Source organism: Kluyvera huaxiensis, from assembly GCF_040149365.1.
GTDB lineage: Bacteria > Pseudomonadota > Gammaproteobacteria > Enterobacterales > Enterobacteriaceae > Kluyvera > Kluyvera intermedia_A.
The window spans coordinates 88,097-108,083 of sequence record NZ_JBEFLV010000003.1; the positions used below are offsets into that span (position 1 = coordinate 88,097).

At 52.3% G+C, this 19,987-nt stretch carries 17 protein-coding genes, 7 tRNA genes and 1 other RNA gene; 24 read left to right on the forward strand and 1 reads right to left on the reverse strand.

What is annotated here, in order from left to right; all coding sequences use genetic code 11:
• The first annotated feature begins 147 nt into the window (after positions 1-147).
• From mngA to pnuC, 23 genes are all read left to right on the forward strand, one after another.
• Positions 148-2,064, forward strand: coding sequence for a PTS 2-O-a-mannosyl-D-glycerate transporter subunit IIABC (gene mngA, locus ABOC97_RS04375; RefSeq protein WP_349594940.1), 1,917 nt, complete (start codon positions 148-150; stop codon positions 2,062-2,064).
• Between the two features lie 24 nt (positions 2,065-2,088).
• Positions 2,089-4,722: a mannosylglycerate hydrolase gene (gene mngB / locus ABOC97_RS04380; RefSeq protein ID WP_349594502.1), complete on the forward strand. Its 2,634-nt coding sequence runs from the start codon at positions 2,089-2,091 to the stop codon at positions 4,720-4,722.
• Positions 4,723-5,521: 799 nt separating this feature from the next.
• The gene (gene cydA, locus ABOC97_RS04385; RefSeq protein WP_349594943.1) at positions 5,522-7,090 is read left to right on the forward strand and encodes a cytochrome ubiquinol oxidase subunit I; all 1,569 of its coding nucleotides are present in this window, start codon (positions 5,522-5,524) and stop codon (positions 7,088-7,090) included.
• Positions 7,091-7,105: 15 nt separating this feature from the next.
• Complete coding sequence (gene cydB, locus ABOC97_RS04390) at positions 7,106-8,245, forward strand: cytochrome d ubiquinol oxidase subunit II (protein ID WP_349594505.1); 1,140 nt, start codon at positions 7,106-7,108, stop codon at positions 8,243-8,245.
• A gap of 14 nt (positions 8,246-8,259) precedes the next feature.
• A complete protein-coding gene (gene cydX / locus ABOC97_RS04395) occupies positions 8,260-8,373 on the forward strand; it encodes a cytochrome bd-I oxidase subunit CydX (protein WP_003858598.1) in 114 nt (37 codons plus the stop codon).
• Positions 8,373-8,669 carry a cyd operon protein YbgE gene (gene ybgE, locus ABOC97_RS04400; RefSeq protein WP_234503532.1) on the forward strand — a complete coding sequence of 99 codons (297 nt, stop codon included), beginning with the start codon at positions 8,373-8,375 and terminating at the stop codon, positions 8,667-8,669. Before cydX ends, ybgE begins: the two co-directional genes overlap by 1 nt.
• A 146-nt stretch (positions 8,670-8,815) precedes the next feature.
• Complete coding sequence (gene ybgC / locus ABOC97_RS04405) at positions 8,816-9,220, forward strand: tol-pal system-associated acyl-CoA thioesterase (RefSeq protein ID WP_035892730.1); 405 nt, start codon at positions 8,816-8,818, stop codon at positions 9,218-9,220.
• Positions 9,217-9,909, forward strand: a complete 693-nt coding sequence (gene tolQ, locus ABOC97_RS04410; protein WP_003022976.1) for a Tol-Pal system protein TolQ — start codon at positions 9,217-9,219, stop codon at positions 9,907-9,909. Before ybgC ends, tolQ begins: the two co-directional genes overlap by 4 nt.
• 3 nt (positions 9,910-9,912) lie before the next feature.
• A complete protein-coding gene (gene tolR / locus ABOC97_RS04415; protein ID WP_234503530.1) occupies positions 9,913-10,341 on the forward strand; it encodes a colicin uptake protein TolR in 429 nt (142 codons plus the stop codon).
• A 93-nt stretch (positions 10,342-10,434) separates the two neighbouring features.
• Positions 10,435-11,706, forward strand: a complete 1,272-nt coding sequence (gene tolA, locus ABOC97_RS04420) for a cell envelope integrity protein TolA (RefSeq protein ID WP_349594514.1) — start codon at positions 10,435-10,437, stop codon at positions 11,704-11,706.
• Between the two features lie 132 nt (positions 11,707-11,838).
• Positions 11,839-13,131, forward strand: coding sequence for a Tol-Pal system beta propeller repeat protein TolB (gene tolB / locus ABOC97_RS04425; RefSeq protein WP_234503528.1), 1,293 nt, complete (start codon positions 11,839-11,841; stop codon positions 13,129-13,131).
• A 38-nt stretch (positions 13,132-13,169) separates the two neighbouring features.
• Positions 13,170-13,691 carry a peptidoglycan-associated lipoprotein Pal gene (gene pal / locus ABOC97_RS04430; protein ID WP_061283404.1) on the forward strand — a complete coding sequence of 174 codons (522 nt, stop codon included), beginning with the start codon at positions 13,170-13,172 and terminating at the stop codon, positions 13,689-13,691.
• A 9-nt stretch (positions 13,692-13,700) separates the two neighbouring features.
• A complete protein-coding gene (cpoB, locus tag ABOC97_RS04435; RefSeq protein WP_349594518.1) occupies positions 13,701-14,495 on the forward strand; it encodes a cell division protein CpoB in 795 nt (264 codons plus the stop codon).
• Between the two features lie 165 nt (positions 14,496-14,660).
• Positions 14,661-14,736: transfer RNA gene (locus ABOC97_RS04440), tRNA-Lys, on the forward strand.
• A gap of 25 nt (positions 14,737-14,761) precedes the next feature.
• Positions 14,762-14,837, forward strand: a tRNA-Val gene (locus ABOC97_RS04445).
• Positions 14,838-14,839: 2 nt separating this feature from the next.
• Positions 14,840-14,915 (forward strand) — tRNA-Lys (locus ABOC97_RS04450).
• Positions 14,916-14,967: 52 nt separating this feature from the next.
• A tRNA-Val gene (locus tag ABOC97_RS04455) sits at positions 14,968-15,043 on the forward strand.
• Between the two features lie 3 nt (positions 15,044-15,046).
• Positions 15,047-15,122, forward strand: a tRNA-Lys gene (locus ABOC97_RS04460).
• A gap of 146 nt (positions 15,123-15,268) precedes the next feature.
• Positions 15,269-15,344, forward strand: a tRNA-Lys gene (locus ABOC97_RS04465).
• Positions 15,345-15,376: 32 nt separating this feature from the next.
• Positions 15,377-15,452: transfer RNA gene (locus tag ABOC97_RS04470), tRNA-Lys, on the forward strand.
• Between the two features lie 31 nt (positions 15,453-15,483).
• Positions 15,484-15,608, forward strand: a non-coding RNA gene (locus ABOC97_RS04475) — RtT sRNA.
• Positions 15,609-15,865: 257 nt separating this feature from the next.
• The gene (gene nadA, locus ABOC97_RS04480; protein WP_349594946.1) at positions 15,866-16,909 is read left to right on the forward strand and encodes a quinolinate synthase NadA; all 1,044 of its coding nucleotides are present in this window, start codon (positions 15,866-15,868) and stop codon (positions 16,907-16,909) included.
• Positions 16,910-16,932: 23 nt separating this feature from the next.
• Positions 16,933-17,652 carry a nicotinamide riboside transporter PnuC gene (gene pnuC, locus ABOC97_RS04485; protein WP_349594520.1) on the forward strand — a complete coding sequence of 240 codons (720 nt, stop codon included), beginning with the start codon at positions 16,933-16,935 and terminating at the stop codon, positions 17,650-17,652.
• On the opposite strand, the gene zitB is transcribed toward pnuC, so the two are convergent.
• Positions 17,649-18,593, reverse strand: a complete 945-nt coding sequence (gene zitB / locus ABOC97_RS04490) for a CDF family zinc transporter ZitB (protein WP_349594523.1) — start codon at positions 18,591-18,593, stop codon at positions 17,649-17,651. The genes pnuC and zitB overlap by 4 nt on opposite strands.
• 333 nt (positions 18,594-18,926) lie before the next feature.
• Here zitB and aroG point away from each other — a divergent pair, with 333 nt between their 5' ends.
• Positions 18,927-19,979, forward strand: a complete 1,053-nt coding sequence (aroG, locus tag ABOC97_RS04495; RefSeq protein WP_349594526.1) for a 3-deoxy-7-phosphoheptulonate synthase AroG — start codon at positions 18,927-18,929, stop codon at positions 19,977-19,979.
• Positions 19,980-19,987 lie beyond the last annotated feature (8 nt).

Sequence of the window (19,987 nt, forward strand, 5' to 3'; positions counted from 1 at the left end):
GAGACAAATTATGCCGACATCTGCACAATAGTAAATAATACAAATTAGATACAAATAATGACTGCATAGTGAAAGTGATCACATAAATGTATTGTTTTGTCTGTCACAATCGCGGCACTTAACGATGACAACTCTGTGAGGATCATGATGAACCTGACGTCCCTGTCCCATTCGCATGCGGTCCTTTTGCATGCACGATTTATCGATCGTGATGATGCTATCCGCCAGCTTGCGCAGCGCCTTGCCGAGCAGGGGAAAATTGCCGATACCCCAGCTTTTCTGAATGAAGTTTTCCACCGTGAATCGCTGGGGCCAACGGCGCTGGGCGAAGGGCTTGCGGTTCCGCACGGTAAAAGTGCAGCGGTGAAAGAGGCGGCCTTTGCCGTCGCGACGCTAAGCGAACCGTTGGCATGGGAAGGGGTCGATGGTCCTGAGCCAGTTGAGCTGATCTTTTTGTTGGCCATTCCGCCTAATGAAGCGGGCTCAACGCATATTCAAATTCTGACCGAACTGACCACACGGCTGGCCGATGACCGTTTACGTGAGCGTGTAATGGCGGCTACCAGCGCAGAGGCGCTATTGGCCGCGCTGGATACGGCCCCGGAGGAGCAAACCGTGGTTGTTAAACCGGATGCGCCGACCGTTGTTTGCGTGACGGCGTGCCCGGCGGGGATTGCGCACACCTACATGGCCGCAGAGTATCTGGAAAAAGCGGGGCGGCAGATGGGGGTGAACGTCGTCGTTGAAAAGCAGGGGGCCAACGGCATTGAGGGGCGTTTAACGCCGCAACAGATTAACGACGCGCGGGCCTGCATTTTTGCGGCGGAAGTTGCCATCAAAGAGAGTGAACGATTTAACGGGATACCGGCTATCTCTGTGCCGGTAGCCGAACCCTTGCGCCATGCAAAAGCGCTGATTGAACGTGCGCTGGCGCTAGAACCAACCAATGGCCGCAGAGTGGCGCAGCCGCAGACAGAAATTAAAAAAGGCGTTAAGGCTGAACTGAAACAGGCATTGCTGAGCGGTATCTCCTACGCTGTGCCGCTGATTGTCGCGGGCGGTACGGTTCTGGCCGTCGCTGTGCTGCTGGCGCAGATTTTTGGTCTGCAGCATCTCTTTGACCAGGAAAACTCATGGCTGTGGATGTACCGCAAACTCGGTGGCGGCATGCTGGGGACACTGATGGTGCCGGTGCTGGCGGCCTATACGGCGTATTCACTGGCGGATAAACCGGCGCTAGCGCCTGGGTTTGCCGCCGGGCTTGCAGCCAACATGATTGGCGCTGGCTTTTTAGGTGCGGTCGCCGGTGGTTTGATTGCGGGCTATCTCATGCGCTGGGTGAAAAATCACATTCGCCTGAGCAGCCGGTTTAACGGTTTTCTGACCTTTTATCTTTATCCGGTTATCGGGACGTTGGCTGCCGGTAGTCTGATGCTGTTCGTGGTCGGCGAGCCAGTGGCGTGGATTAATAACGGCCTCACGGCCTGGCTGAACGGGCTTTCGGGGGCTAACGCACTGTTGCTCGGTGTGATTCTCGGTTTTATGTGTTCCTTTGACTTAGGTGGCCCGGTTAACAAGGCCGCCTATGCTTTCTGCCTCGGAGCGATGGCTAACGGCGTATATGGCCCTTACGCCATCTTCGCGTCGGTAAAAATGGTCTCCGCCTTTACCGTTACGGCCTCCACCATGCTGGCACCACATCTGTTTAAACAGTTCGAAATTGAGACCGGTAAATCAACCTGGCTGCTTGGGCTTGCAGGAATTACCGAAGGAGCGATTCCGATGGCGATAGAAGATCCGCTTCGGGTGATTGGCTCTTTTGTCCTTGGGTCAATGGCGACAGGGGCCATCGTAGGGGCTATGGGGATTGGGCTCTCTACGCCAGGCGCCGGGATTTTCTCCCTATTTTTACTCCAGCATACCGGGATGAGCGCCTTTATTGCGGCGGCAGGCTGGTTTGGTGCCGCGCTGGTGGGGACATTGATTTCCACCGCGGTGCTTCTTGTCTGGCGACGCCAGGCGGTAAAGCAGGGGAAATACGTCACCGATAGCGTGATGCCGTAAGCACTGATGAAACAGGAAACGAAGATGAAAGCTGTATCTCGCGTTCACATTACGCCGCATATGCACTGGGATCGAGAGTGGTATTTCACCACCGAAGAGTCGCGCATTTTACTGGTCAACAATATGGAAGAGATCCTCGCTCGTCTCGAGCAGGACGAAAACTATAAGTACTACGTCCTCGATGGGCAAACGGCGATACTCGAAGACTATTTCGCCGTTAAACCAGAGAACCGGGAGCGCGTTAAGGCGCTGGTTCAGGCGGGAAAACTCATTATTGGGCCATGGTATACGCAAACGGATACGACGCTCGTTTCTGGCGAGTCCATTGTTCGCAACCTGATGTACGGCATCCGTGACTGCATGGCATTTGGTGAGCCAATGAAGATTGGCTATCTCCCGGACTCATTCGGCATGTCCGGGCAGTTACCGCATATTTATCACGGATTTGGTATTACCCGAGCATTGTTCTGGCGTGGTTGCTCAGAACGTCATGGCACCGATAAAACCGAGTTCTTATGGCATAGTCAGGACGGTAGTGAGGTGACAACTCAGGTACTGCCTCTGGGCTATGCGATTGGTAAGTACTTACCTGAGGATGAAGCCGGCCTGCGTAAACGGCTTGATAGCTATTTTGAAGTGCTGGAAAAAGCCTCGGTGACTAAAGAGATTTTGCTGCCTAACGGCCATGACCAGATGCCACTGCAACAAAATATCTTCGCCGTTATGGACAAGCTACGGGAAATCTACCCGCAGCGGCAGTTTGTGATGAGTCGCTTCGAGGAGGTATTTGCACTGATTGAAGCGCACCGTGATGAGCTGGCGACCCTGCAAGGTGAGTTTATTGATGGTAAATACATGCGTGTTCACCGGACGATTGGCTCTACGCGAATGGATATTAAGATAGCGCATGCCCGAATTGAGAACAAAATCGTCAATCTGCTGGAACCGCTCGCCACGCTGGCCTGGAGCTTAGGCTTTGAATATCACCACGGCCTGCTGGAGAAAATGTGGAAAGAGATCCTGAAAAACCACGCACATGACAGCATTGGCTGCTGTTGCAGCGATAAGGTACACCGGGAAATAGTCTCACGTTTTCTGCTGGCTGAAGATATGGCGGATAATCTGATTCGCTTCTATCTGCGTAAAATTACCGACAATATGGCGCAGAGCGAAGAAGACAAACTGGTGATGTTTAACCTGATGCCGTGGCCGCGTGAGGAGGTTCTCAACACCACCATCCGCCTGCGGGCTAGCCAGTTCCGGCTGGTGGACAGCAAAGGCCATGAAATTCCCTATTTTATCCGTCAGGCGCGAGAAATCGATCCTGGGCTTATCGACCGACAAATTGTGCATTATGGCAACTACGAGCCGTTCATGGAGTTCGATATCCAACTGAACCAGATCCTGCCGTCTATGGGATATCGCACGTTGTATATTGAGCCAAACGTTGCCGGAAGCCAGATGAAGCGCCCGGAGCCTACACAGGCGCTGCTGGAAAATGCGTTCTGGCAGATTGATATCAACCGCGATGGGACCTTACGGCTGCGTGATAAGGATTCTGGTGTTGTGTATCAGCGGGTGCTGGAAATAGAAGAAGGTGCCGACGATGGCGATGAGTACGACTACTCGCCGTCGCGCGAAGAGTGGCTGCTTACTTCGGCTGATACGCCATTTGAATATGAGGTCGTCCATGAAGCCTGGCAAAGTCGGGCATATATCCGTTATCGGATGGCGGTTCCGGCCAATTTAAATGCGCGCTCGGCACGTCTTCGCAACGCTGAACTTGGTGTGGAAATCGAGGTAACGCTCAGCCATAACAGTCGCCGTATCGACGTGGATGTCCGGCTGGACAATCAGGCGGATGACCACCGCGTACGCGTGCTGATTCCTACCCCGTTTAGCACGCAGGAGGTGTTGGCCGATACACAGTTTGGCACTATCGTGCGCCCGGTACGCGATGAAGCAATGGACCGCTGGCAGGAAGAGGGGTGGAAAGAAGCGCCGGTTCCGGTATGGAATCTGCTGAACTATGCCGCTTTACAGGAAGGGCGCAACGGGTTGGCGGTCTTTAGCGAAGGGCTGCGTGAGTTTGAAGTTGTCGGGGAAGAGAAGAAAACCTTCGCGTTGACGCTGCTTCGCGGCATCGGTTTGCTGGGTAAAGAAGATCTCTTATTACGCCCCGGTCGGCCTTCTGGTATTAAATTGCCGGTACCAGATTCCCAGATGCGTGGTTCGCTGCATGGCCGATTCAGCCTGTTTAGCTACAGCGGTAAGCCGCTTAATGTTGGCCTTGCCCAACAGGCTCGTGCCTGGCTAACGCCGGTCCAGTGCTATAACAAAATCCCATGGGATGCGATGAAACTGAATAAAGCTGAGTTGACCACTCCAGACAGCTACAGTTTGCTGAGTATGTCGCCGGTAGGTTGCCAGTTAAGTGCATTGAAGAAAGCGGAAGACCGCGATGAGATCATTCTGCGTTTGTTTAATCCGTCAGACAGTCAGTGCAGCGAAGCGGCGGTGTCGTTTAGCCGCGACGTTATGCAGTGCCGGGAAACGGGAATGGACGAAATCCCGTATCCTGAGCAGGTGAGTGCACAGAGTATCACCGGTGTATTCCATCCAGGACAATCGAGAACGTTTAGCCTTAAGCTAGGCTGACAGCCACCGAACAACGCCAGTCTGCTTCGTTGGCGTTGTTCGCGTCCCCTTCCCGGTGTGTCATTACGCACATGTCGCTCAGTAACATACGGCAAGCTGATATCTAACGCGTCTGTTTTTTGTGCGATCAATCAATAGCTAAACTTACTCGCGTCGCGGACAGTTTTTGTGCCAATCGATGCAAATGTTGATTTAATAATTCAATTGGTTAATTAAATGTTAATTATGGCGGCGGGATTAATGGCGGGTGGAAAAAAATGACGGACGGTCTATTGTCAGTCAGATGGGGGTTCTCCCGAGAATCGCCCTGCTAACGGTTAAATTCAATTACCTTAATGCCAATTTAACGCTCAATTGATAACCGTGCGTGTCAAATATTACACACATCATTAACATTAAATTCATCAAGACACCCAATTAAAAACATAATTAACAAAATCAAGGTAAATTGATTTAAATCAATATGTAATGACTGGATATAACTTACTAAAACCGTTAAATTGTCGTGGATCAAATTGGCTGAAACCTATCTGATTCGCTATAAATTGATCACCGTCGAAAAACGTAAAACTAATCCAATAAAAACCTGTTTATTGTAAGGGTTTTACAGCGTAATATATTTTAGGGATCAATTGAGTTTTTTATTAACACGTTTGTAACTTTCACTTATTGCTGTTTCCTGCCTTCCGCAAGGGGCGGCAGTAGGGAAGGGGACAAATAAATTTGTATTGGGGCATGTGTTTGAATCTCGTTAACAGATTCAATCTCGGAGTCTTCATGCGATGAGCAAGGAGTCATGATGTTAGATATAGTCGAACTGTCGCGCTTACAGTTTGCCTTGACCGCGATGTACCACTTCCTGTTTGTTCCGCTGACGCTGGGTATGGCGTTCTTGCTGGCAATCATGGAAACGGTTTACGTCCTTTCCGGCAAACAGATTTATAAAGATATGACCAAGTTTTGGGGCAAGTTGTTTGGTATCAACTTTGCGCTGGGTGTGGCTACCGGTCTGACCATGGAGTTCCAGTTCGGGACTAACTGGTCTTACTATTCCCACTATGTGGGCGATATCTTCGGTGCGCCGCTGGCCATCGAAGGTCTGATGGCCTTCTTCCTCGAATCTACCTTTGTAGGTCTGTTCTTCTTCGGTTGGGATCGTCTGGGTAAAGTCCAGCACATGGCTGTCACCTGGCTGGTGGCGCTTGGCTCCAACCTCTCCGCACTGTGGATTCTGGTCGCGAACGGTTGGATGCAGAACCCAATCGCTTCCGACTTCAACTTCGAAACCATGCGTATGGAAATGGTCAGCTTCTCTGAGCTGGTCCTGAACCCAGTTGCACAGGTTAAATTTGTCCACACCGTGGCATCCGGCTACGTCTGTGGCGCGATGTTCATTCTCGGTATCAGCTCCTACTATATGCTGCGTGGCCGCGACTTCGCCTTTGCGAAACGCTCGTTCGCTATCGCTGCAAGCTTCGGTATGGCGGCTATCCTCTCTGTTATCGTTCTGGGTGATGAATCTGGTTACGAAATGGGTGACGTACAGAAAACCAAACTGGCTGCTATCGAAGCCGAGTGGGAAACGCAGCCGGCCCCGGCAGCCTTCACCCTGTTTGGTATTCCGGACCAGGATGCGCAAGAGAACCACTTCGCCATTCAAATTCCTTACGCCCTGGGCATCATCGCCACCCGCTCTGTTGATAAGCAGGTGACGGGTCTGAAAGATCTGATGGTGCAACACGAAGAGCGTATTCGTAACGGCATGAAAGCCTACTCGCTGCTGGAACAGCTGCGCGGTGGCTCGACTGACCAGTCCGTTCGCGATGAGTTCAATAACGTCAAGAAAGACCTGGGCTACGGTCTGCTGCTGAAACGCTATACCGACAACGTTGCTGATGCAACCGAAGCGCAGATTAGCCAGGCAACCAAAGACTCAATCCCACGCGTTGCGCCGCTGTACTTCGCCTTCCGTATCATGGTGGCGTGCGGCATCCTGATGCTGGCGATTATTGCGGTTTCCTTCTGGACCGTAATTCGTAACAAGATCGGCGAGAAGAAATGGCTGCTGCGCACCGCGCTGTATGCGATTCCGCTGCCGTGGATTGCTATCGAGTCTGGCTGGTTCGTTGCTGAATATGGCCGTCAACCGTGGGCGATTGGTGAGGTGCTGCCAACGGCAGTGGCCAACTCTAGCCTGACCCCGGGCGATCTGATCTTCTCGATGCTGCTGATTTGTGGTCTGTACACCCTGTTCCTCGTGGCGGAGCTGTACCTGATGTTCAAATTTGCCCGCCGTGGCCCAAGCAGCCTGAAAACCGGTCGTTACCACTATGAGCAGTCTACCGCGACTACTCAGCCGGCACGCTAAGACAGGAGTCGTCAAATGATCGATTATGAAGTATTGCGTTTTATCTGGTGGCTGCTGATCGGTATCTTGCTGATTGGTTTTGCCGTCGCCGATGGCTTCGACATGGGGGTGGGCATGCTCACCCGTTTCCTCGGTCGTAACGACACCGAGCGTCGAATCATGATTAACTCCATCGCTCCGCACTGGGACGGTAACCAGGTATGGCTCATCACTGCAGGCGGCGCGCTGTTCGCCGCATGGCCGATGGTCTATGCTGCCGCGTTCTCCGGCTTCTATGTGGCGATGATTCTGGTGCTGGCTTCCTTGTTCTTCCGTCCGGTCGGTTTTGACTACCGCTCGAAGATTGAAGACACCCGCTGGCGCAATATGTGGGACTGGGGCATCTTCATCGGTAGCTTCGTGCCGCCGCTGGTTATCGGCGTTGCGTTCGGTAACCTGCTGCAGGGCGTACCGTTCCACGTTGATGAATATATGCGTCTGTACTACACCGGTAACTTCTTCCAGCTGCTGAACCCGTTCGGTCTGCTGGCCGGTATTGTCAGTGCCGCGATGATCCTGACTCAGGGTGCAACCTACCTGCAAATGCGTACCGTGGGCGAACTGCACCTGCGTACTCGTAACGTTTCTATGGTTGCGGCGCTGGTTACGCTGGTGTGCTTTGCACTGGCAGGCGTTTGGGTCTACTACGGCATTGATGGCTATGTGGTGAAATCGGTTCTGGATCACACCGGTCCGTCTAACCCACTGACCAAAGAAGTGGCGCGTGAAGCCGGTGCATGGATGGTGAACTTCAACAACATGCCAGCGCTGTGGGCGATTCCTGCTCTGGGCGTGGTGCTGCCGTTGCTGACTATTGTGACCACCAAAGCAGATAAAGGAGCATGGGCGTTCCTGTTCTCTTCACTGACTCTGGCATGCATCATCCTGACTGCTGGTATTGCAATGTTCCCGTTCATTATGCCTTCCAGCACGATGATGAACGCAAGCCTGACCATGTGGGATGCGACATCCAGCCAGCTGACGCTGAACCTGATGACCTATGTAGCGATTATCTTCGTACCGATTATTCTGGCCTACACCAGCTGGTGTTACTGGAAAATGTTCGGTCGTATCACTAAAGAAGATATCGAACGTAACACCCACTCTCTGTACTAAGTAAGGAGCTGAATATGTGGTATTTCGCATGGATTTTGGGAACGCTTCTTGCCTGTGCATTCGGCGTGATCACCGCCCTGGCGCTTGAGCACGTTGAAGCGACCAAAGCGGGTGAAGAAAAGCATTGATGAAAAATATTATCGCAACGCTGTACGCGATAATGGATAAGCGCCCCTTGCGGGCGCTTTCCCTTGTTATGGCCCTGGCGTTAGCTGGCTGCATTTTCTGGGATCCGACGCGTTTTGCGGCGAAGACCAGCGAGCTGGAAATCTGGCACGGTTTTCTGCTGATGTGGTCTGTGTGCGCTGGCGTGATTCACGGGGTCGGTTTCCGCCCTCGGTCGATTCACTGGCAGGGGATTTTTTGTCCGCTTATCGCCGATCTTGTATTATTCGCAGGTCTGATATTTTTCTTCTACCGCTGAAAACTCCCGCCTGATAATGATGGGCTTGCAGAAGCCCATAAAAATTTACTCTCCGTTTACTTCTTCCCATTCCAAACCATCTTTCCCGCGCGTATAGTAGCGAAGTTCAAAAACCCAAAAAATTTTTTGCATTACTGGGACGTAAAGTGAATACAACGCTGTTTCGATGGCCGGTTAGGGTCTACTACGAAGATACCGATGCCGGGGGTGTGGTTTACCACGCCAGCTATGTGGCTTTCTATGAAAGAGCACGTACTGAGATGCTGCGTCACCATCACTTCAGCCAACAGGTTTTGCTGGCTGAACGCGTGGCCTTTGTCGTGCGCAAAATGACGCTGGAGTATTTTGCAGCTGCCAGACTCGACGATATGCTCGAAGTCCAAACAGAAATTACATCAATGCGTGGTACGTCAATGGTATTTACGCAGAGAATAGTCAACGCTGAGAATAAGGTTCTGAACGAAGCAGAAGTCCTGATTGTCTGTGTTGATCCACTCATCATGAAGCCTCGTGCGCTTCCCAAGTCTATTGTCGCGGAGTTTAAGCAGTGACTGACATGAACATCCTTGATTTGTTCCTGAAGGCTAGCCTTCTGGTTAAACTTATCATGTTGATTTTGATTGGTTTTTCAATCGCATCCTGGGCCATCATCATCCAGAGAACGCGCATCCTTAATGCGGCTAGCCGTGAGGCTGAAGCGTTTGAAGATAAATTCTGGTCCGGCATCGAGCTGTCTCGTCTGTACCAGGAAAGCCAGGGGCGCCGTGATAATCTGGCGGGCTCTGAGCAGATCTTCTACAGTGGATTCAAAGAGTTTGCTCGCTTGCATCGGGCTAACAGCCATGCGCCGGAAGCGGTTGTGGAAGGGGCATCGCGTGCGATGCGTATCTCCATGAATCGTGAGCTGGAGACTCTGGAAACGCACATTCCGTTCCTCGGCACCGTCGGTTCTATCAGCCCATACATTGGTCTGTTCGGTACCGTATGGGGGATCATGCATGCCTTTATCGCACTGGGTGCGGTGAAACAGGCTACGCTGCAGATGGTTGCGCCAGGGATCGCCGAAGCGCTGATCGCCACGGCAATCGGTCTGTTTGCGGCAATTCCTGCGGTTATGGCGTACAACCGTCTGAACCAGCGCGTGAACAAACTGGAGCTGAACTACGACAACTTTATGGAAGAGTTCACCGCCATTCTGCACCGTCAGGCTTTTACCGTCAGCGAGAGCAACAAGGGGTAAGCCATGGCCAGAGCACGTGGACGCGGGCGTCGCGAACTGAAGTCCGAAATTAACATCGTTCCGCTGCTGGATGTGTTGTTGGTGCTGCTGCTGATCTTTATGGCGACAGCGCCGATCATTACGCAGAGCGTGGAAGTGGATCTCCCTGATGCAACCGAATCACAGGCTGTCAGCAGTAATGATGAACCCCCGGTCATTGTTGAAGTGTCCGGCGTAGGGCAGTACAGCGTGAACGTTGGCCAGGAGAAGATGCCGCAACTGCCACCTGAACAGGTTGTTGCAGAAGCGCAGCGCCGTTTAGAGGCGAATCCGAAGACGGTCTTCTTAATTGGGGGCGCGAAAGACGTGCCTTATGATGAAATAATTAAAGCGCTTAACCTGTTACACAGCGCCGGGGTGAAATCGGTCGGGTTAATGACCCAGCCAATTTAATCGCCGACATGCCGCACAGCAGCAGACGTAGGTTGGCGACAGCCTATGTTGTTTGCTGCAGGGTAATGGGTGAACAGTTTTTGGGAACCGAGAGTGTCAAAGGCAACCGAACAAAACGACAAGCTTAAACGAGCGATAATTATTTCAGCTGTGCTGCACGTCATTCTTTTTGCAGCACTGATCTGGAGTTCGTTCGATGAGCATATAGACGCTGCAGCCGGCGGTGGCGGCGGTTCGTCCATCGATGCAGTTATGGTCGATCCCGGTGCGGTCGTCGAGAACTATAATCGTACGCAGCAGCAGCAGGCTAGTTCAAAACGTGCGCAAGAGCAGCGTGAAAAACAGGCCCAGCAGCAGGCTGAAGAGCTACGCGAAAAACAGGCTGCTGAACAGGAACGTTTAAAAGCGCTGGAAAAAGAGCGTTTACAGGCTCAGGATGCAGCGAAGCAGGCGCAGGAGCAGCAGAAACAGGCTGAAGAAGCGGCGGCGAAAGCGGCAGCAGATGCGAAAGCAAAAGCTGATGCCCAAGCCAAAGAGGCCGCGGAAGCTGCTGTTAAAGCGGCTGCTGATGCCAAAGTAAAAGCAGATGCACAGGCTAAAGTCGCAGCGGAAGCCGCGAAAAAAGCTGCCGCAGATGCTCAGAAAAAGGCGGAAGCTGAAGCGGCGAAAGCTGCTGCGGATGCGAAAAAAGTCGCTGAAGCGGCTGCTGCAAAAGCGGCTGCCGATGCAGAGAAGAAAGCTGCCGCTGCCGCTGAGAAAAAAGCAGCAGCAGAAGCAGCGAAGAAGGCCGCGGCTGACAAAGCGGCAGCGGATAAAGCGGCTGCTGCAGAAAAAGCCGCCGCAGAGAAAGCTGCTGCCGCAGCTGAAAAGGCCGCCGCCGATAAAAAAGCGGCTGCTGATAAAGCGGCTGCCGATAAGAAAGCTGCTGCTGCGAAGAAAGCGGCTGCAGCTGAAAAAGCGGCTGCGGCTTCCGGTGTTGATGACCTGCTGGGCGATCTCAGTTCAGGTAAGAATGCGCCGAAAGGAAATACCAGCGGTAGCGCTGGGGGCTCGTCTCCTGCTAAAGGTAGTAAACAAGGACAGGGTGGGGCATCACAGGCTGAAATTGCTTCGTACATTGCACAGGTTCAGGCAGCGATCAAAGGTCATCTGTATGACTGGGATACCTACCAAGGGAAAACCTGTACTCTGCGCGTTAATATTGGCGAAGATGGTACCGTACTGAAAGTGACTCAGGAAGGTGGCGATCCGGCGTTTTGTCAGCAGATGCTGGCGGCAACAAACCGGATGACCAAGTTCCCGAAACCGCCTTCACAATCGGTTTGGCAGACCTTTAAAAATGCGCCACTGGACTTCAAGCCATAAAGATTATTTTTCGCGGCAGTACGTGAAAAATAAAGGCGAGATCGTCGCAGGGTTTTGGTAGTTTTGTGTATTTTAGTTTGTTAACATTCTGCTAAATTATCGTGGGCTTTCCGCCTGGATAAGGGAGAAATGATGAAGCAGGCATTACGAGTAGCGTTTGGTTTTCTGATGCTGTGGGCAGCCGTGCTGCACGCAGAAGTACGTATCGAGATCACCCAAGGGGTGGACTCTGCACGTCCGATTGGCGTCGTTCCGTTCCAGTGGGCCGGACCGGGTGCTGCACCTGAAGATATTGGCGGCATCGTTGGTGCCGACCTGCGTAACAGCGGGAAATTTAACCCATTAGATCGCTCTCGTCTGCCGCAGCAGCCGGGTACCGCTCAGGAAGTTCAGCCGGCAGCATGGTCTGCACTGGGTATTGATACCGTTGTTGTCGGTCAGGTAACGCCTAACGCTGACGGTAGCTATAATGTGTCTTATCAGCTGGTTGATACCGGTGCGGCACCAGGTACCGTGTTGGCACAGAACACCTATAAAGTTAACAAGCAGTGGCTGCGTTATGCTGGCCATACTGCCAGTGACGAAGTGTTCGAGAAGCTGACCAGTATTAAAGGTGCATTCCGTACCCGTATCGCCTACGTGGTTCAGACCAACGGCGGTCAGTTCCCGTATGAGCTGCGCGTATCCGATTACGATGGTTACAACCAGTTCGTGGTTCACCGTTCTCCACAGCCGCTGATGTCTCCGGCGTGGTCTCCAGACGGTTCTAAACTGGCTTACGTGACCTTCGAAAGCGGCCGTTCAGCGCTGGTTATCCAGACATTGGCTAACGGTGCGGTACGTCAGGTGGCTTCGTTCCCTCGTCACAACGGTGCACCAGCGTTCTCTCCGGATGGCAGCAAACTGGCGTTTGCCCTGTCTAAAACCGGTAGCCTGAACCTGTACGTGATGGATATCGGCTCCGGCCAGATTCGTCAGGTCACTGATGGTCGTAGTAACAACACCGAACCAACCTGGTTCCCGGACAGCCAGAACCTGGCCTTTACTTCTGACCAGGCCGGTCGTCCACAGGTGTACAAAGTTAATGTTGGCGGCGGTGCTCCGCAGCGTATTACCTGGGAAGGTTCGCAGAACCAGGACGCAGATGTCAGCAGCGACGGTAAATTTATGGTAATGGTAAGCTCGGCTAACGGCCAGCAGCACATTGCTAAGCAGGATCTGGTAGCGGGTGGCGTACAAGTATTGTCGTCAACGTTCCTGGACGAAACGCCAAGTCTGGCACCTAACGGCACGATGGTAATCTACAGCTCTTCTCAGGGGATGGGATCCGTGCTGAATCTGGTTTCTACAGATGGGCGTTTCAAAGCGCGTCTTCCGGCAACTGATGGACAGGTCAAATTCCCTGCCTGGTCGCCGTATCTGTAATAATAATTAATTAATTGATTACTAAAGGAATCATAGAAATGCAACTGAACAAAGTGCTGAAAGGGCTGATGATCGCTCTGCCTGTAATGGCAATCGCAGCGTGTTCTTCTAACAAGAACGCAAGCAATGACCAGAGCGGCGAAGGCATGCTGGGTGCCGGCACTGGTATGGATGCGAACGGTAACGGCAACATGTCTTCTGAAGAGCAAGCGCGTCTTCAGATGCAGCAGCTGCAGCAGAACAACATCGTTTACTTCGATCTGGACAAATACGATATCCGTTCTGACTTCGCTGCAATGCTGGATGCGCACGCAAACTTCCTGCGTAGCAACCCGTCTTACAAAGTCACCGTAGAAGGTCACGCGGACGAACGTGGTACTCCTGAGTACAACATCTCCCTGGGTGAGCGTCGTGCTAACGCCGTTAAGATGTACCTGCAGGGTAAAGGCGTTTCTGCTGACCAGATCTCCATCGTTTCTTACGGTAAAGAAAAACCTGCAGTACTGGGTCATGACGAAGCGGCTTACTCCAAAAACCGTCGTGCCGTACTGGTTTACTAAGAGAATTGCATGAGCAGTAACTTCAGACATCACATGTTGAGTCTGTCGTTACTGGTTGGCATAGCGGCCCCTTGGGCCGCTTTTGCTCAGGCGCCAATCAGTAGTGTCGGCTCAGGCTCGGTCGAAGACCGTGTCACTCAACTCGAGCGTATTTCTAATGCTCACAGTCAGCTTTTGACCCAACTCCAGCAACAACTCTCCGATAATCAGACCGATATTGACGCCCTGCGAGGCCAAATCCAGGAAAGTCAGTACCAGCTGAATCAGATTGTGGATCGTCAAAAACAGATCATGCTGCAAATTGACAGCCTAAACGGCGGTAGCGGCAGTGCGCAGACGCAGCAAGCTTCGGGTGACCAAAGCAATGCGGCGGCGACAGCAGCGCCTGCAGGCGGCGATACGGCGGCTTCCGGCGTGCCTGCGCAGACGGGCGATGCGAATACCGATTACAACGCAGCGATTGCGTTAGTAAAAGATAGCGCTCGTCAGGATGACGCGATTGCGGCGTTTCAGAACTTCATCAAAAAGTACCCTGATTCAACCTATCAGCCAAATGCTAACTATTGGCTGGGTCAGTTGAATTACAACAAGGGTAAAAAAGATGATGCGGCCTTTTATTTTGCATCGGTGGTGAAAAACTACCCGAAGTCGCCTAAGGCGGCGGACGCGATGTTTAAGGTTGGGGTTATCATGCAGGACAAAGGGGACACCGCAAAAGCGAAAGCGGTCTACCAGCAGGTTGTCAGCAAGTACCCAGGTACCGACGGTGCGAAACAGGCGCAAAAACGTCTTAGCGGACTGTAATGCATAAAGTAAGACCAGAAATCGCGTTATTTCTGGTCTTGCCGCATGAAACATAAGCAGTTAAGTGATCTTTGTCGAAATTTTTGTTGCGCAGAATTCTGAATTCAGTAATATATGCCGCCGTTGCCAAGGGATATCAAACAGCCCGAAAGTGACAAAAAAAGTGGGGCGTTAGCTCAGTTGGTAGAGCAGTTGACTTTTAATCAATTGGTCGCAGGTTCGAATCCTGCACGCCCCACCACTTAAAGCAGTATCCAGCGTAGTACGGGTGATTAGCTCAGCTGGGAGAGCACCTCCCTTACAAGGAGGGGGTCGGCGGTTCGATCCCGTCATCACCCACCACCGGGGCGTTAGCTCAGTTGGTAGAGCAGTTGACTTTTAATCAATTGGTCGCAGGTTCGAATCCTGCACGCCCCACCATCTTAACGGTGGGCACGGTGAAAGCAGTACCGGCAGTATCCAGCGCAGTTTCGGGTGATTAGCTCAGCTGGGAGAGCACCTCCCTTACAAGGAGGGGGTCGGCGGTTCGATCCCGTCATCACCCACCACTCGGGTCGTTAGCTCAGTTGGTAGAGCAGTTGACTTTTAATCAATTGGTCGCAGGTTCGAATCCTGCACGACCCACCAATCTTAACATCACGCTCAGATGTTAACCGTGAAGGATAACATTGCTTTAGCAATGGCCCGTAGGGCGAGACGAAGTCGAGTCATCCTGCACGACCCACCATCTTATCAGATGGTCCCGAGTAAAATCTTTCAGGCAACACCCGAATGGGGCGTTAGCTCAGTTGGTAGAGCAGTTGACTTTTAATCAATTGGTCGCAGGTTCGAATCCTGCACGCCCCACCATCCTGAAAAGATTATGCAGTAAACCCCATAAGGGGGCGTTAGCTCAGTTGGTAGAGCAGTTGACTTTTAATCAATTGGTCGCAGGTTCGAATCCTGCACGCCCCACCAGTGTAAAAAGGCGCCCTAAAGGCGCCTTTTTGCTATCTGCAGTATTTGAAGATTCGAACCTGCCGCAGGTTCGGGTCGAACGTAGTGAGACAACGAAGTCGTTTACGACGACGGCCCGAAGGGCGAGCGCAGCGAGTCATCCTGCATGCCCCACCAGTGTAAAAAGGCGCCCTAAAGGCGCCTTTTTGCTATCTGCGATTTAGAGATTTCTTTTCCCATGCGGGTCCGAGCCCCAACGCATTTCTGATCCTGTTTGGCTGTTTATACCAACGCTCTTAAATGCCCAAAATTCATCACGACTTTTTTTCTACAATCCGCTATCTTGTTTAGCATATAAAACATATTGCCGCGGTATAGGCGATTCTTTGCCTGATAGCCGCTTATTTCGTTAAGCTAGTAAAACGAGAAGCATGATGAGCGTGATGTTTGATCCAGAAGCAGCGATTTACCCGTTTCCGCCGAAGCCAACGCCGTTAAGTCACGATGAGAAGCAGTTTTATCGCGAAAAAATAAAGCGGTTACTCAAAGAGCGTAACGCCGTCATGGTCGCGCACTACTATACCGACCCGGAGATCCAGCAACTGGCAGAAGAAACCGGTGGCTGTATCTCCGACTCGCTAGAGATGGCGCGCTTTGGCGCAAAGCATGAAGCTTCAACGCTGCTGGTGGCGGGGGTGCGCTTTATGGGAGAGACCGCTAAAATCCTTAGCCCGGAAAAAACCATTCTGATGCCTACGCTGAACGCAGAGTGTTCGCTGGACCTTGGCTGTCCTATTGATGCGTTCAATGATTTTTGCGATGCGCACCCCGATCGTACCGTCGTGGTCTACGCCAACACCTCAGCGGCGGTAAAAGCGCGGGCGGATTGGGTGGTGACCTCGAGCATCGCCGTTGAGCTAATTGAACATCTCGATAGTCTTGGTGAGAAAATTATCTGGGCGCCAGATCGTCATCTGGGTCGCTATGTCCAAAAACAAACCGGAGCTGACGTCTTGTGCTGGCAGGGAGCCTGTATCGTTCATGACGAATTCAAAACGCAGGCATTAAGCCGGATGAAGTCGCTCTACCCGCAGGCTGCGGTACTGGTTCATCCAGAATCCCCGCAGGCGATTGTTGATATGGCCGATGCTGTGGGGTCGACCAGCCAGTTGATTAACGCGGCTAAAATGCTGCCGCATCAGCAACTGATTGTGGCCACCGATCGCGGTATCTTCTACAAGATGCAGCAGGCCGTACCCGATAAAGAGCTCTTTGAAGCACCGACGGCCGGAGAAGGGGCAACCTGTCGAACCTGCGCACACTGTCCGTGGATGGCGATGAATGGCCTGAAGGCGATTGCCGAAAGCCTGGAAAACGGTGGTGCTGCGCATGAAATTCACGTGGATGCAGCGCTGCGGGAAGGGGCGTTAATTCCGCTTAACCGCATGCTGGATTTTGCGGCTACACTTCGAGGGTAATTGTCTAACACGCTGGAGTTAAAATGGATTTTTTAAGTACGCAAAACATTCTGGTGCACATCCCGATAGGCGCGGGCGGTTATGACCTGTCGTGGATTGAAGCAATAGGCACCATCGCGGGCCTGCTGTGTATCTGGCTGGCGAGTCTGGAGAAGATCGTTAACTACCTGTTTGGGCTGATTAACGTCACGCTGTTTGCGATTATCTTTTTCCAGATTCAGCTCTACGCTAGCCTGCTGCTACAGCTCTTCTTTTTTGCTGCCAATATTTATGGCTGGTACGCGTGGTCGCGGCAAACCAGTCATCATCAAGCGGAGCTGCAAATTCGCTGGCTACCGCTGCCAAAGGCATTGGCCTGGCTTGCGGCCTGCGTTATTGCTATTGGGCTGATGACGGTTTATATCGACCCGGTCTTTGCCGTGCTGACCCGTATTGCGGTGGGCGTGATGCAAACGCTGGGGATGAACGTGACCATGCCGGAGTTGCAGCCTGATGCCTTCCCGTTCTGGGATTCCTGCATGATGGTGCTGTCGATTGCGGCGATGGTATTGATGACGCGAAAATATGTTGAGAACTGGCTGCTGTGGGTGGTGATTAACGTGATTAGCGTGGCCATTTTCGCACTGCAGGGCGTGTATGCCATGGCGCTGGAATATTTGATCCTGACCTTTATTGCTCTGAACGGCAGCCGGATGTGGATGAATAGCGCGCGTGAGCGCGGTTCTCGCGCGCTATCCCATTAATGGTGATGATGATGCTCGTGTCCGGAATGCACCTCGTTAAGGTGGCATTCCGGGCCGTTACAGGGTTGATATTCCATCTGCACGGTTGCGTGGTCAATCTGATACTGCTCTTCAAGAAAATGATGAATTCTGTCCAGGAGGGCATCGTGATCGTGTGGGGGCACTACCTGTACGTGTAGCGTCATCAGCGGCTTCTCACCGACTAGCCAGACATGAACATGATGGACATCGCGCACTTCCGGCAAGGATCGGCGCATATTGCGTTTTAACGCGGTAACGTCAATTGTTTGCGGCGCGCCCTCTAGCAGCTCATTGAGACTCTCTTTTAGCAACGACCACGCGCTGCGCAACACCAGGCAGGAAACCAGCACCGACAGGATCGGGTCAATCGGCGTCCAGCCGGTGGTCATTATCACTATCGCCGCAATAATTGCGCCCACGGATCCTAATAGATCGCCCATCACGTGCAGCGCCGCCGCGCGCACGTTGAGATTTTTCTCTTCACTACCGTGATGCAATATCCAGAAGGCCAGAATATTCGCCAGCAGTCCGGCAACGGCAATCACCATCATGGTGGTGCCAGCCACCGGCTGCGGAGTATAGAAACGCTTCACCGCTTCCCAGACAATTAAAACAATAATAAATAGCAGGGCAATGGCGTTAACGAAAGCCGCAAGAGTAGTCAGACGCAGCCAACCAAAAGTGTGTCGTGTACTCGGAGGGCGTCGGGCAAAGTGCACCGCCAGGAGCGCAAACAGCAGGGCGGCAGAATCCGTCAGCATATGCCCGGCATCGGCCAGCAGCGCCAGCGAGCCGGAGATTACCCCGCCAATGGCCTCAATGACCATAAAGCCAGCCGTAACCCCGAAAGCCAGCAGTAATCGGCGGCCGTTACCATCATCAGGGGCGGAATGGGAATGTGAACCATGCTGGTGCGGCATGAGCGTCGTCCTTCGTTAATTAAGTGTGACTATCTGACATCATTGCAGATCTTTGCTTTTTGCGCACAGAAATAGATGCAGGAGTTCACAGGGGGAAAATAGCGCCTGCTTCGGTTTGTTAAGTTGATATATATTGTTTTTTATATTGTTTGTAGTTATAGAAACTGGCTATTGGAAGTTAAAACGCCTTTAAGTACTATTAAATTCTAAATAGTAGGGTTTTTTTAGTAATAAACAGGCTAAAGTGTAAAAGCCAGTTTACACTTTTTTGCTGACGATATAGATTTAAGGGATTGCACTCAATTGTATAAGTATGGCAACACTGGGACAGTCATGAATTATCAGAACGACGATTTACGTATTAAAGAGATCAATGAGTTATTACCTCCTGTAGCACTCCTTGAAAAATTTCCCGCCACTGAAAACGCTGCAAACACCGTTTCTCATGCGCGCAAAGCTATTCATCAGATCCTAAGAGGGGATGACGATCGCCTGCTGGTTGTTATCGGCCCGTGCTCCATCCACGATCCGGTTGCGGCGAAAGAATACGCCCAGCGCCTGCTGAAAATTCGTCAAGAGCTCAACGGTGAGCTGGAAATTGTTATGCGCGTCTATTTTGAAAAACCGCGCACTACCGTTGGCTGGAAAGGGCTTATCAACGATCCGCACATGGATAACAGCTTCCAGATTAACGATGGCCTGCGTATTGCCCGCAAGCTGCTGCTGGACATCAACGATACCGGCCTACCGGCTGCGGGTGAGTTCCTTGATATGATCACCCCGCAGTATCTGGCCGATCTGATGAGCTGGGGCGCCATTGGCGCGCGTACCACCGAATCGCAGGTTCACCGTGAACTGGCTTCCGGTCTTTCTTGTCCGGTAGGTTTTAAAAACGGTACCGATGGCACGATTAAAGTCGCCATTGATGCTATCAACGCCGCGGGCGCGCCTCACTGTTTCCTGTCGGTGACCAAATGGGGTCATTCCGCAATTGTGAACACTAGCGGTAACGGCGATTGCCATATCATTCTGCGTGGCGGTAAAGAGCCGAACTATAGCGCATCCCATGTGGCAGCAGTGAAAGAAGGGCTGTCGAAAGCTGGCCTGCCTGCGCAAATCATGATTGATTTCAGCCACGCCAACTCCAGCAAGCAGTTCAAAAAGCAGATGGAAGTCGGCGCTGACGTATGCCAGCAGGTGGCAAGCGGCGAAAAAGCGATTATGGGCGTGATGATCGAAAGTCACCTGGTCGAAGGCAACCAGAACCCGGACAGCGGCGAGCCGCTGGTTTATGGCAAAAGCATCACCGATGCCTGCATTAACTGGGATGATACTGATACGATTTTGCGTCAGCTGGCGAATGCGGTAAAAGCGCGTCGCGGCTAATGCCATAG

Bases quoted from the DNA above. Each gene is read 5' to 3' on its own strand.
- mngA (WP_349594940.1), top strand. From the start codon at position 148: ATGAACCTGACGTCCCTGTCCCATTCGCATGCGGTCCTTTTGCATGCA.
- mngB (WP_349594502.1), top strand. From the start codon at position 2,089: ATGAAAGCTGTATCTCGCGTTCACATTACGCCGCATATGCACTGGGAT.
- cydA (WP_349594943.1), top strand. From the start codon at position 5,522: ATGTTAGATATAGTCGAACTGTCGCGCTTACAGTTTGCCTTGACCGCG.
- cydB (WP_349594505.1), top strand. From the start codon at position 7,106: ATGATCGATTATGAAGTATTGCGTTTTATCTGGTGGCTGCTGATCGGT.
- cydX (WP_003858598.1), top strand. From the start codon at position 8,260: ATGTGGTATTTCGCATGGATTTTGGGAACGCTTCTTGCCTGTGCATTC.
- ybgE (WP_234503532.1), top strand. From the start codon at position 8,373: ATGAAAAATATTATCGCAACGCTGTACGCGATAATGGATAAGCGCCCC.
- tolR (WP_234503530.1), top strand. From the start codon at position 9,913: ATGGCCAGAGCACGTGGACGCGGGCGTCGCGAACTGAAGTCCGAAATT.
- tolB (WP_234503528.1), top strand. From the start codon at position 11,839: ATGAAGCAGGCATTACGAGTAGCGTTTGGTTTTCTGATGCTGTGGGCA.
- pal (WP_061283404.1), top strand. From the start codon at position 13,170: ATGCAACTGAACAAAGTGCTGAAAGGGCTGATGATCGCTCTGCCTGTA.
- cpoB (WP_349594518.1), top strand. From the start codon at position 13,701: ATGAGCAGTAACTTCAGACATCACATGTTGAGTCTGTCGTTACTGGTT.
- nadA (WP_349594946.1), top strand. From the start codon at position 15,866: ATGAGCGTGATGTTTGATCCAGAAGCAGCGATTTACCCGTTTCCGCCG.
- pnuC (WP_349594520.1), top strand. From the start codon at position 16,933: ATGGATTTTTTAAGTACGCAAAACATTCTGGTGCACATCCCGATAGGC.
- zitB (WP_349594523.1), bottom strand. From the start codon at position 18,593: ATGCCGCACCAGCATGGTTCACATTCCCATTCCGCCCCTGATGATGGT.
- aroG (WP_349594526.1), top strand. From the start codon at position 18,927: ATGAATTATCAGAACGACGATTTACGTATTAAAGAGATCAATGAGTTA.